We start from the raw sequence: 12,531 nt of genomic DNA, 5'->3' as shown, positions 1-12,531 counted from the left end.
ACGAAAAGGCTTTTGATAAATTTACCTTACGTTATACTTACAAGGTTCAATATATTTTTCCATCATCGATTTATCGACACCTCGTTTTTTGATCATTTCGCTGTAGAATTCACCGCTTTTTTTGATGGTCCTTTCTTGAGTTTCGTAATTACAGTGTACAAGGCCGAAACGGGCGGCTTCTCCTTCTTTCCACTCGAAGTTATCGATAAAGCACCAATGATAATAGGCTTCAAAGGGGAGGGGAGATTCGCTTATAAGCTTTAGGTGATCATAAATATAGCGGCATCTAAACTCATCCTTATTGTCGCAGGTTCCGTTTTCGCTTATGACTATCGGAAGGGGAAGGCAGTTATAGCAGGTTTGAGCGCACTCGATTAGGCCCAAGGGATAAATATCCCAGCCTAAATCGTTTTTAGGCGTGTTTTCAAAGGCCTTGTAAGAAAGTCCCCTTACTGCCTGCCTTGAATAATAGTTGATAGCTATAAAATCTACATAGTTTTTCTTTTTTATGTTTAGGATATTTTTAAATGGGAATGAAAACTCTCCTTTAAAACAGGCTTCCATAATTCCGTCTTGGAAAATTTTGCTTATTCTTTTTGCCGCTCTTTGATCGGCTTTTCTATTCTTATCCTTTGGGTGGAAGGCCTGCATGTGGTGGGCAAAACTTACTCTTGTATCCGTAAGACCTTTTTCTTTGCGTATTTCATGGATTAGATCGTAGGCTTTGCAGTGTGCGGCTATGAGGACGTTCATTACCTTTAGAGTTTTTGCAATCGATTTTTTTTCGGGCGGCCAAAGGCCTAAAAAAAAGGACTGAACTGCATAGACATTCGGCTCATTTATTGTAACATAGTCGCTGCAAAGATTCCCAAGCTCGCTTATGCAGGTCTTTACATAATTTAAAAAAACTTCGACATTTTCTTTTTTTGTAAAGCCTCCCGAGTTCTCAAACCACATAGGATGGCTGAAGTGGTAAAGGCTTATTAAGGGTCTTATACCTGCTTTTTTTAAAAGGCTTAATTCTTCCTTGTAGTGGTCAATGGCTTTAGTGTCGAACTTTCCTTTTTCAGGCTCAATGCGTGCCCATTCTAAGGACATGCGGTAAGTTTGAATTCCCATCTTTTTTAAAAGTTCGGTGTCTTTTTCAACCTTTTCGTAGTGCATATTTGCACGGGCTACATCAGAGCCGTCATTTGTCATTTTGCGGTCACAAAAATCGTTCCAGTTGGAATTTACCCTTCCTCCCTCAATTTGGGTAGAAGCCGTAGCAACCCCAAGTAAAAAATTTTCTTTTAACTTAAACATCATTTTCTCCAGGAATTTTTTTACGATAAAAGTCCACGATGGATCTTCCATATACCCTTTCATCGCTTTTTGTCAAAGAGCCTATTGTTTGAGGCATAGCCTTTTCGGATGGCCTGTGCATCATCACAAGGCCTCCTTCTTTTAATATTTTTGATTCTTCTATTTTTTCGAGAAGTTCTATGTGAAATTTATAGGGAAAGGGAGGGTCGAGGTAGATAATATCAAATGATTCCTTAGCTCTTTTTATAAATGTTTCTGCAGGCATCCTTTTACATTCAAGCTTTTTATCTGCCATTGAAACGTTTTTTAATAAAACGGGGAATTTATCGGCATCTTTTTCTACAAGATAGACAGGGTAGGCTCCGCGCGAGTAGGCTTCCAAACCGCAGACTCCTGAGCCCGTAAAAAGGTCTAAAAAAGAAAGACCTGAAAGGTCTCCAAGTATGGAAAAAACAGACTCCCTCATTCTATCCATTGCGGGGCGTATTATTCCCTTGGGGCATTCTACCTGCCTGTTTTTTAAACTGCCGCCGGTTATTCTCATAAGAAGAATTATAGCACAGACCTATCCTAAGTTCAATAACTCTGAAAGTTCATTTTGAGAAACTATGTTGTATGTTTCATTTTCAATATTCGTATCGGAAATATCTATATTTATTTTGCCGAGAAAATCCTGATGCTTTTTGTAAATACCTTCAATACGGGTTTTTTCCGTATTAAAAATAGATTCGCCTCCAAGCTTTTCCGTTAGGATGAGTTTTAAAACGCTCATATATTTTTTGATGCAAAAATAAAGACAGTTCATTGTGTCTATATAATCAGGCAGATGGGATTGAGGCTCTATCTGATTGAAGAGTTTTTGAAGAGCCGCATCAAAAAATAAAATATCCCTCATCATCTTATCTGCAAAAATACTTTCTGAAAGGTCTAAATTAAGACCGTCCTTTATTACGTCCAACATTCTTGTTATTTGAAACAAATTATCCTGAAAAACAATCTTATGAAGCATCTTCTTTCCCCTTTTAAAATAAACTAAAAAAAACTACAGCTCTATTTTATTTTCGGAAGATAAATTTATCGGCTTTAATTCTTACCTTCCTTTTTCTCTTCCCCTTGCTTTTTTAGCGGTTCTTTGATAGACTGACACCATGGCAAAGACAGTAGACGATAAAAAGATTATTTACACAATGGATAGGGTTTCAAGAACCCATGGAACAAAACAGGTTTTAAAGGATATAAGCCTTTCTTATTTTTACGGTGCAAAAATAGGCGTTATAGGTTCTAACGGATCCGGTAAGTCAAGCCTCTTGCGCATTATGGCAGGGATTGACGGGGATTATACGGGAGAAGTTTCTTCGGCTCCCGGCTATACTATAGGCTATCTTGAACAGGAGCCCCAGCTTCAAAGCGGCAAGACCGTTCGAGAGGTTGTTTCGGAGGGGGTTCAGGAATTGGTAGACCTTCTTGCGGAATTCGACAAGATAAACGAGGCATTCGGCGATCCCGATGCCGATATGGATAAGCTGATGGAAAAACAGGCTAAGGTGCAGGAAAAGCTGGATGCAACAGATGCTTGGAATTTGGACAGCCGCCTCGACCTTGCTATGGAAGCCTTGATGTCCGCCCGCCGATCAGGTAATCGATGTACTTTCAGGCGGAGAAAAAAGACGGGTCGCTCTTTGCAGACTCCTCCTTCAAAAGCCCGACATTCTTTTATTGGACGAACCTACCAACCACTTGGATGCGGAAACGGTAGCATGGCTTGAGAGGCATCTTCATCAATATGCAGGAACAATTATCTGCGTAACCCACGACCGCTATTTTTTGGATAATGTTGCAGGCTGGATATTGGAGCTTGACCGCGGAGAGGGCATTCCGTGGAAGGGCAATTATTCAAGCTGGCTCGATCAAAAACAAAAAAGACTTGCTCTTGAAGAAAAGGGAGAAACGGAACGCCAAAAGGCTTTAAAACGGGAGCTTGAATGGATTGGTATGAGCCCGAAGGGAAGACATGCCAAAAGCAAGGCCCGTATCAACGAGTACGAAAAACTTTTAGCCCAAGGCTCAAAGGAAAAAATAAAGGATTCTCAGATTACCATTCCGCCGGGACCGAGGCTGGGGAACTTGGTTATAGATGTTAAAAATGCCGCAAAGCATTACGGCGACAGAATTCTCTTTGATAAGCTTAATTTTTCGGTTCCTGCGGGAGCCATAGTCGGTATTATAGGTCCGAACGGTGCCGGTAAGACAACCCTCTTTAAGATGATAGTCGGGGCTGCAGGTTTTGAAACCCCGGAAGGAGCCGATCAAAAAAGGCAGATCGTAAAACCCGATGAGGGTGAAATCAAAATAGGGGATTCGGTAAAACTTTGCTATGTAGATCAGACAAGAGAAAAACTTGATCCTAACAAGACCGTTTGGGAGCAGCTTTCAGACGGGCTTGATATTATAAAGCTGGGAGCCTCGGACGGTTCTTCCGGTGTACGCGAGGTAAACTCAAGGGCTTATTGTTCTTGGTTTAACTTTTCGGGACAAGACCAATCCCGCAAGGTAGGCGTACTTTCAGGCGGAGAGAGGAATAGGCTCAATTTGGCTATGATGCTAAAAGAAGGCGGAAATGTTTTAATGCTCGACGAGCCTACAAACGATTTGGATGTTACCACTCTTCGAGCTTTGGAAGAAGCCCTTGAAAGTTTTGCAGGTTCAGTCCTCGTCATAAGCCATGACCGCTGGTTTTTGGACAGAGTTTGCTCCCATATCTTGGCCTTCGAAGCTGACGGAGAAGTTGTATGGTTTGACGGCAACTGGACGGAATACGCCGAATGGAGACGCGAAAAGTACGGTAAGGATGCCGATACTCCCCACAGAGGCGTGTACAGAAAGCTTGAAAGGTAACCGGCTTAACCCTATGAAAAGCCCTGCGATGATTATATTCGATTATGGGAATACTCTTATTTATGAAAAGGAGCTTGATTTGGAAAGAGCCTATAAGGCCCTCTATGCTCAAATTCATAAAAATCCCGATAAAATAGATTTTATTACCTTTTATAAAAAAGGAATGGCTATTTTTGAGAGGGTAAAATCGCGGGCTTTACAAAACGATGTAGAAATACACACTCATAATTTTTATAATTGTCTTTTTCAAATCCTTAATGTAGAATTTAACCTATCCTACACGGAGCTGGAAATCCTTTTTTGGGAAGCTCTGGCACCGTGCAGGGCAATGCCCAATATCGAAAAACTTCTGCTCTTTTTGGAAGCCAAAAATATCAGAACTGCCGTCATAAGCAATATTGCTTTTTCGGAAAAAGCCGTGATTGCAAGAATAAATAAATATCTTCCGCAAAACAAATTCGAATTTATAATAGCTTCAAGTGAGTACGGGTTTAGAAAGCCCGATTGCCTTCTTTTTGAAGCTGCCTTAAAAAAAGCCTGCCTTTCCGCCGATGAGGTGTGGTATTGCGGAGACAACCCGCGGGCCGATGTTATAGGCTCGGCTGCCATCGGAATAAAACCTATCTTATATACAAGCAGCCTTGCCTGTCCCTACGATAACGAAAGCCATATTTCTCCCGATTTTGAATTTACCAAAATAAGCGATTGGGACGAGCTGATAGAACTGATTGAAGGCTAAAATTCTTTACCCTATTGACAAATTTACAATATAGTTCAAAATAGAAAGATGAATAAAAGAATAACTTGGATAAATACTATTATCTTTTTAACTCTTCTGTTGGCGGCTATTTTTTTTATGCCGCAGAGGGCTCCTGCAACATCTAATTCGGAATCCGATGCAGGTAATGCCGATGTAAATTTACGATATCTTGAATCCGTGTACAAACTTCTTCAAGAAAATTATGTAGATGAAATAGATCCTGCCGTTTTATATAAGGGGGCTATGGAAGGGATGCTTAATTCTCTTCAAGACCCTTATACCTCTTATATTTTTAAGGATACGACGGCGGGTCATGATTTGGAGGATACTACAACCGGTGTTTTTGGAGGTATAGGTGTTCATATTACAAAACCGAATGTATCTACTCCTGAGCGTCCTGCCTATGTCGAAGTTGCAAGCCCTATTGAAGGAACTCCGGGTTGGAAGGCCGGACTTCAACCGGGAGACTATATTATCGAAATCGACGGAGTAAAAACCGAAGAGATTACCCAGGAGGATGTTTTAAATATGCTTCGGGGGAAAGAAGGTACTCAGGTTACAATAAAAGTTCTTAGAGGAAAAAATCTAAAGTTTGATCTTACACTGACACGAGCCATAATCGAAGTTCCTACCATAAAGTATACAAAAATCGGAAAGGATATTGCCTATATCCGTTTAATAGAGTTTAATCCTAATTCGGCAAAACGAATAACCGAGGCTATAGAAAAATTACAAGAAGAAGGCTGTACAAAGCTGATCTTTGATTTAAAGAATAATCCGGGCGGTTTGATTACAAGCTCTATTGATGTAGCGAGTATCTTTTTAGAATCGGGTGTTGTGGTTTCGACAAAGGGAAGAGCCCGCAACACAAGCGAAACTTATAATGTCCGCCGATTCGTAAAAAAGCTTCCTAAAGATATGCCCATAGTTGTTCTCATAAATGAAGGTTCTGCAAGCGCTTCCGAAATTGTGGCAGGTGCCTTAAAGGATCATAAAAGGGCTTATCTTGTAGGAACCCGCTCTTACGGCAAGGGCTTGGTGCAAAGTGTCGTTCAGTTGAGCGAAAAGGAGCTTGTGAAGCTTACCATAGCAAGATACTATTCTCCTAGCGGGGCAAATATAAATAAGCAGGGAATTCTTCCCGACTTGGAAGTTAAAAGGCCTAGTTTTACACCCGATGAAGAAAAGAGCGTACTTGAGCTTTTAAAGACTTCTAAAATTGCAAACTTTACAAGGAGCAAGCCTTCTATTTCAAAAAATGAGATGATGGATTTTTCTAAAAAGCTTGGTAAAGAATACAATGTAAGACATGAGCTGATTTTAAGTCTTGTAAAAGTTGAATACTACCGCTCTCACGAAAGTCCCGTTATAGATGAAGATGATGAGCAGCTGCAGGCAGCAATAAATCTTTTAAAAACAAAGGATGTAAATGCTCTTTGTAAAACTACGAAGACTCTGTTTGAGATGCAGGAAGAAGAAAAGGCAAGAACCGAAGATAAAAAATAATGAAGCTGCTGATTGTTTCCGCAGAGCCGGATAAGGATATAATTCGGCTCGATAAAAAAGATTATAACTATCTTGTTTCCGTGCGGAGAATTAAAGAAGGGCAGGTTTTAAAGATTTCTTTAAATGGAGTTAAGCCTGCCTCGGCTGAAGTTTTTAAAATTAATACCGAAAAAAAATATATAGAGCTTAGGCTCTTAAAGGAAGAATTTGCCTTTGATGCGGAACCTTATAAACCCCGTGCAGAAATTATTTTAATGCAATGGCTTATAAAGGGGAATCACATGGATATTGCAGTGAGGCAGGCTGCAGAAGCCGGCTGTTCGCTTATTGTTCCTGTTTTGGGAGAATTCTCTGTTGTAAAAAAAGAAAACATAAATCAAACCGAAAGGCGCGAGCGTATTATCAGAGAGGCAAGACAGCAGTCAGGTTCCGTTGTAAATACTAAAATTCTTCCTGCCCAAGAATTGAAAGCGGCTTTGGATTCGGTTTTGGACTATACGGCGAACAGGAAAACCGCTTTTATAATGCTTAGCGAAAAAAAGGTAGGCTCGTTTAGTTTTTTTGACTGCTTATCGGCCGAGACCGAGGCGATAGTGCTTGCCATAGGCTGCGAAGGCGGCATAGGTTCTAAAGAAATTGAATTTTTAAAAGAACATAAATTTGAAGAAGTGCATTTTAATACAAATGTGCTCCGTGCCGAAACGGCGGCAATTTATTCGATTGCGGCCGCTCAGGTTATAATGGAGGAAAAAGGTGGCTGTAAAAAGAATTAATTTTTTAAATGTTCCTCTTGATGTTTTACATGAAGAAGATATAGAAGAAACCGTGATGTCTCTTTTAAATAAAGAAGGGCCGCAGCAGATTATCTTTATGACTATCTGGGATGTTCTTAGAGCACGCCGCAACGGAGAGTTTAGAAATATGGTTAAAGAAGCGGCTCTTTGTTTGCCTGTTTCAAAAAGCCTGATACGCGGTGCCCGCTTTTTAAAAAAAGATGTCCCCGTAAGAAGACAGCAGTTTTCGGTAGTTATAGATTTTCTAAACGTAATAGATTCCCACTATAAGAGCCTCTATCTTTTCGGAGGCCGGCAGGAAAGTCTTCTCGTCGCCGAAAAAAACGTTAGAAGCACATTTCCGGGGTTACGCTTGGTTGGACGCTTTGCCGGTTACTATCATAAATCGATGGAACCCCACATTATTTCGGCTATTTCAAAAGCAGCTCCTTCCGTAGTCATTATAGGGAAGGGAGTCCCCGGCGGGAGAAAGTGGATTTACCGCAACAAGGAGCATTTTAATTCCGGAATCTTTATCCGCTATGCAAACCTAATCGATATTTTTTCCAAATTTAAAAAACGCCCCTCCGAAAAACTTTTTAATTCCGGATGGGATTTTATAATCCCAGTGCTTAAAAATCCTTTTAGAATATTTACTTTTTTCGGTTATATTTGGTATAATATTCTGCTCTTATTTTATAGACTGTTTAGAAAAGGGTAAACTTTATGGAAAACTTTTTAATGAGTGTATCGATGTTTTTTTATAGGGTGCAGGATAAGGTCAGCATGACTATGTCTTTTTTTGTCATGGCGGCATGTATCATCGGCATTGTTCTTGTGCTCTTTTTTGCAAGTACAAAATTAAGAAAAATAAATGCTGTGCTTGCAATAGTATTGTCAACTGCCTTATCCTGTATTCTAATGATTCCGCTTATGACGGCATTTAATTCTTTTGTAAATAAAAAGGTAGTTAACGAGGTAACTGACAGTCAACTTGCCGAAATTGAGGCACGCAAAGCTCAAATAAAACTTCTTGCAGCAAATCAAGAATTAAAAGAAAAGGAAAAAGAAATTCTTGACAATAAAATAAACATGCAAAAGCAATCAATCGAAATAAGCGGTTTAGAAGACAGTTTAAGAGTTTTACAAAACACTCAATTGAACATGCAAAGTTTTAAGGAAATATTGGAGCTTGGATTACTGGAAGCGAATTTAAAACAGACTAATTTGTATCGAAAACAGTTAAGCGGTATTTCAACCGGAATGGGTTTAAAGGCAGATCAATACTATGATGAAGGGCTTGTTATTTTAACCCACGATATCGATGCAAAATTCGGTGTCGATTTAAAAAAAATTAAAATTACCGTATCAAAGGATTTTCCGAATATTCTTTGGATAAAGGATATTCAGCCTAAATTTTTAGGAGCAAGCAAAAACAAGCACATAAAAGAGGTTGCCGAAATAAGGCGGGTTGATATAAAAAACAATATTAAAACATATAATATCTTAAACGGTCAATCCGAGGTAAAAAAGGCAAATCAATATGCAGATCTATGTGAACAAGAATACCAAACCCGTTTAAGTCAGGGCCTTGAAACGAATTTTATGAATGATGCCGTTTTAAAACTGGCCGAAAATTTTATAAAACTTATTTTAAGTCCTCTAAAAAAAGAAATCAGGTTCGATTCCGGCCTTGACGGAGATACTATGTCATTGGAAGAGTATATCGAAACCGAATTAAAAGAAATCCAAGCAAAACGCTTAGAACTTGAAGATAGCAATAAAACTCTTGATGCCGAAACTCAGACAAAAGAAAAAGAACTTGAAAATTTAAAATCGAAGATAGGTAACTGAGGCCTAAAAGTCGGCATATTTAAACGTGAAAAAAAATTAAAATTTGTTAAATAAAATTGAAATTTTTATAAATTTCGTAAATTTATGTTTGACAGATGAAATTTTGGATGATAGACTTAAATTAGATATCGGAGGGAAATATAAACTTAAGAAAATTATTTTGTAGCGATATTATTTTTCCTTCGATGTTCTTATTATAGGGTATGGATTATGAATAAAAAAGTAATAAAAGATCTGTGCATTCTTTTTATGCTGTATATTCTTGTTTTTTATATAAATTCGTATATTCATAAGTTTTTATTAAATAATTTTTATAATTGCTATTATGCTTTATTCGGTAAATATAATAAAATTGTTGACCTTCTAATATCTTTACTATTTATAATTGTTTTATATTTATTGTATCTAAAAGAAATGAAGATAATATTTACTTATAAAAAATTAAATTTCTTTTTTATTGTAAAAAGTTTGATTTATATATTATCAATTGGAATGATATATTATATAATATACTTTATCTTTGATAATGCTTTTCTTTTTAATTTTTTTAAATACTTTAATGATATTTTAAGTGGCAAAAAAAATATTACTATATATGATATTCTGATTTTAGAAAAATCGCTAAGGCCTTGTTTTGAACCTTTTATGTTTATAGCTACAGTAATTATCAGTCCTATTTTTGAAGAAATACTATATAGAGGGCTTATGTATAATAAATTAAAAGAAATAAGTAATGCCTTTATTGGTGTACTTATTTCTTCAATACTTTTTGCTCTTTTACACATACCAAAGTACGGTTTTGGAATAAATACATTCTTTTTATTTTTAGTAGGAATTTTATTGGCTTATTGTTATGAAAAAAGCAATAATATTTATGTTCCTATTTTTGTTCATTCAATTAATAATTTTTTTATATTTTTATTTAACTATGTATATTTTTATTTTTTAATAATTATTTATTTTATAATTTTTATTGCCGGTATAATAATAGCTATACAAGAAATAAAAAAACACCTAAAAGCGCGGAAAACTTTTAATCTTGTACAATCGGCTTCTCTATCGGAGAGTGAAAAATAATGTAATCGGCAAATTTAAATTCAAAAAACATTAAAATTTGTTAAATAAAATTGAAATTTTTATAAATTTCGTAAATTTACGCTTGATGGGTGAAATTTTATATGATAGGCTTAAGTTAGACATCGAAGGAAAATATAAACTTAAGGAAATTATTTTGTAGCGATATTATTTTTCCTTCGATGTTCTTATTATAGAGGGTATGGATTATGAATAAAAAAATAATGAAAGATCTATGTATTCTTTTTATATTGTATATTCTTGTTTTTTTTATGCTTTCTTATGTCGGTAAATTCCTTTTTAAAAATTTTTATAATTACTATTATATTTTATTTGTTAAATATAATGGAATTTTTGGTAGTTTATTATTTTTACTGTTTATAATCATTTTCTATTTATTTTATTCAAAAGATTTAAAGATAATATTTATTTATAAAAAATTAAATTTCTCTTTTATTGTAAAAATTTTGATTTATATATTATCAACCAGAATGATCTATTACATAATATACTTTATCTTTGATAATGCTTTTCTTTTTAATTTTTTTAAATATTTTAATGATGTTTTAACGGGTAAAAAAAATATTACTATATATGATATTTTGATTTTAGAAAAATCTCTAAAACCTCGTTTTGAACCTTTTATGCTTATAGGTTCAGTAATTTTTGGTCCTATTTTTGAAGAAATACTATATAGAGGGCTTATGTATAATAAATTAAAAGAAATAAGTAATGCCTTTATTGGTGTACTTATTTCTTCAATACTTTTTGCTCTTTTACACATACCAAAATACGGTTTTGGAATAAATACATTCTTTTTATTTTTAGTAGGAATTTTATTGACTTATTGTTATGAAAAAACCAATAATATTTATATTCCTATTCTTGTTCATTCAATTAGTAATTTTTTTATTTTTTTATTTAATTATGTATATTTTTATTTTTTAATAGTTATTTATTTTATAATTTTTATTGCCGGTATAATAATAGCTATACAAGAAATAAAAAAACACCTAAAAGTGCGAAAAACTTTTAATTTTGTACAATCAGATTTTCCATCTCAAGATTGAAAAATAATGCAACCGGTATATTTAAATGTGAACAAATTGAAATTTTTATAAATTTATGTTTGACAGGATATAAACATACATGATATAATAACCATAGTATCTTGAGCAAGTTTTATATTATAAGACTATCTCAAGATACTTTTTATTTTAAATTAACTGAGGGTTTTATATGAATAACAATATTAAAAAAGCCTTTTTAAATTTTTGGTGGCTTTCAAGCATACTCTTATTTTTAATACTTTGGAAACTTGTGCAAATATTAAATCCTGATATGTCTATACCGGATTTAAAAAAAAGATATTTGTATGGAATAATAGTTATTGTAGATTTGTATTGGGTTGTTTTTTGTTTTAAAATAAACAGTATTAATGTTAAAGAATATTTTAAATTTAAAAATCCTAAGTTTCTTTTAATTTTAAAATATACTTTGATTGTTTTTGCAATAAGTGCAATTTATTATCAGTTTAATACACTTATTCTGGATATAAAATATTCTTTTAATTTTTTCCAAGAAAACATGGGGAAAATATCCTATTACGATGTTTTTAGAAATCCGAATTTGTGGAAGTATGTTCTTATTTGTGGAATGATATTTGCACCTGTAGCGGAAGAATTGTTTTTCAGATATTATATGTATAATAATTTAAAGTATAAATATTCGAGTGTCTTTATAGCTAATATTATTTCAAGTGTAATATTCGGCTTTTTTCATATTAGTATGTATGGATATGATCTTAATGCTGTTATGATGATAAGTATAGGCGGTATGGCTCTTGCATACTGTTATGAAAAAACAAGAACCATTTGGACACCGATGATTATGCATTCCCTTCATAACGGTCTTGTATCTTTTGGACAATGTTTAACTACCCCTTTTTTTACTATATTGACACTTATTTATATAATTTTAGGCGGCAGTATTGGAATAATTGAACTTATCAAACATCTAAGAAGGAGAAAACAAAATGCAATACAAACTGATACCTTACCTCATGTACAAGAATGATGAGATTACCGTCATTCAAAATGAAAAAACTACCTGCATTATAACCGATACAAATCTAATAGATTTTTTTACTAGGAATGATGAGCATTATAATCTTAGCTTTATATAAATTCAAATAGTTATCTTGAAAATGCTTTTTTTTGAGTTTTTGGAAAGACAAAATTCTTTTTCAATTATATAAAGAAGAAAAAGATACTTCAAACATAAAAAAAATTAAAAAACTTATTTTAATGATTACACATCGATCCTCCTATGATAAAATAGCCGATGGGGTGTTTAAAATTGGAA

At 34.7% G+C, this 12,531-nt stretch carries 11 protein-coding genes and 1 pseudogene; 9 read left to right on the top strand and 3 right to left on the bottom strand.

Features of this window, described 5'->3' with window-relative positions:
- Window positions 1-21 precede the first annotated feature (21 nt).
- Genes TDE_RS08960 through TDE_RS08950 form a run of 3 tightly spaced genes read right to left on the bottom strand, consistent with a single transcriptional unit; the run spans window position 22 to window position 2,314 of the window.
- Window positions 22-1,305 carry a glycoside hydrolase family 1 protein gene (locus TDE_RS08960; RefSeq protein WP_002679578.1) on the bottom strand — a complete coding sequence of 428 codons (1,284 nt, stop codon included), beginning with the start codon at window positions 1,303-1,305 and terminating at the stop codon, window positions 22-24.
- Window positions 1,298-1,849, bottom strand: a complete 552-nt coding sequence (gene rsmD, locus TDE_RS08955) for a 16S rRNA (guanine(966)-N(2))-methyltransferase RsmD (RefSeq protein WP_002669684.1) — start codon at window positions 1,847-1,849, stop codon at window positions 1,298-1,300. Before rsmD ends, TDE_RS08960 begins: the two co-directional genes overlap by 8 nt.
- Before the next feature lie 21 nt (window positions 1,850-1,870).
- The gene (locus TDE_RS08950; RefSeq protein WP_002669683.1) at window positions 1,871-2,314 is read right to left on the bottom strand and encodes a hypothetical protein; all 444 of its coding nucleotides are present in this window, start codon (window positions 2,312-2,314) and stop codon (window positions 1,871-1,873) included.
- Window positions 2,315-2,453: 139 nt separating this feature from the next.
- Here TDE_RS08950 and ettA point away from each other — a divergent pair.
- The 9 genes and pseudogenes from ettA (at window position 2,454) to TDE_RS08905 (ending at window position 12,243) form a co-directional block, all read left to right on the top strand.
- A pseudogene (gene ettA / locus TDE_RS08945) lies at window positions 2,454-4,200 on the top strand (energy-dependent translational throttle protein EttA).
- Window positions 4,201-4,213: 13 nt separating this feature from the next.
- A complete protein-coding gene (locus TDE_RS08940) occupies window positions 4,214-4,939 on the top strand; it encodes an HAD family hydrolase (protein ID WP_002679577.1) in 726 nt (241 codons plus the stop codon).
- A 48-nt stretch (window positions 4,940-4,987) separates the two neighbouring features.
- Window positions 4,988-6,466 carry a S41 family peptidase gene (locus TDE_RS08935; protein WP_002679576.1) on the top strand — a complete coding sequence of 493 codons (1,479 nt, stop codon included), beginning with the start codon at window positions 4,988-4,990 and terminating at the stop codon, window positions 6,464-6,466.
- Window positions 6,466-7,239 carry an RsmE family RNA methyltransferase gene (locus tag TDE_RS08930; protein WP_002679573.1) on the top strand — a complete coding sequence of 258 codons (774 nt, stop codon included), beginning with the start codon at window positions 6,466-6,468 and terminating at the stop codon, window positions 7,237-7,239. The genes TDE_RS08935 and TDE_RS08930 overlap by 1 nt, the downstream gene beginning before the upstream one ends.
- Complete coding sequence (locus TDE_RS08925; protein WP_002675248.1) at window positions 7,220-7,960, top strand: WecB/TagA/CpsF family glycosyltransferase; 741 nt, start codon at window positions 7,220-7,222, stop codon at window positions 7,958-7,960. The genes TDE_RS08930 and TDE_RS08925 overlap by 20 nt, the downstream gene beginning before the upstream one ends.
- Before the next feature lie 5 nt (window positions 7,961-7,965).
- On the top strand, window positions 7,966-9,093 hold the full coding sequence (locus TDE_RS08920) for a hypothetical protein (protein WP_002679571.1): 1,128 nt from the start codon (window positions 7,966-7,968) through the stop codon (window positions 9,091-9,093).
- A gap of 210 nt (window positions 9,094-9,303) precedes the next feature.
- Complete coding sequence (locus TDE_RS08915) at window positions 9,304-10,170, top strand: CPBP family intramembrane glutamic endopeptidase (protein WP_010957085.1); 867 nt, start codon at window positions 9,304-9,306, stop codon at window positions 10,168-10,170.
- Window positions 10,171-10,376: 206 nt separating this feature from the next.
- Complete coding sequence (locus TDE_RS08910; RefSeq protein ID WP_010957083.1) at window positions 10,377-11,237, top strand: CPBP family intramembrane glutamic endopeptidase; 861 nt, start codon at window positions 10,377-10,379, stop codon at window positions 11,235-11,237.
- Window positions 11,238-11,406: 169 nt separating this feature from the next.
- Complete coding sequence (locus tag TDE_RS08905; RefSeq protein WP_010957082.1) at window positions 11,407-12,243, top strand: CPBP family intramembrane glutamic endopeptidase; 837 nt, start codon at window positions 11,407-11,409, stop codon at window positions 12,241-12,243.
- Window positions 12,244-12,531 lie beyond the last annotated feature (288 nt).

The organism is Treponema denticola ATCC 35405 (assembly GCF_000008185.1).
In the GTDB taxonomy this organism is placed as follows: Bacteria; Spirochaetota; Spirochaetia; order Treponematales; family Treponemataceae; genus Treponema_B; species Treponema_B denticola.
Note: the sequence above shows the minus strand (reverse complement) of the source record. Positions and strands in the feature narration are given on the sequence as shown.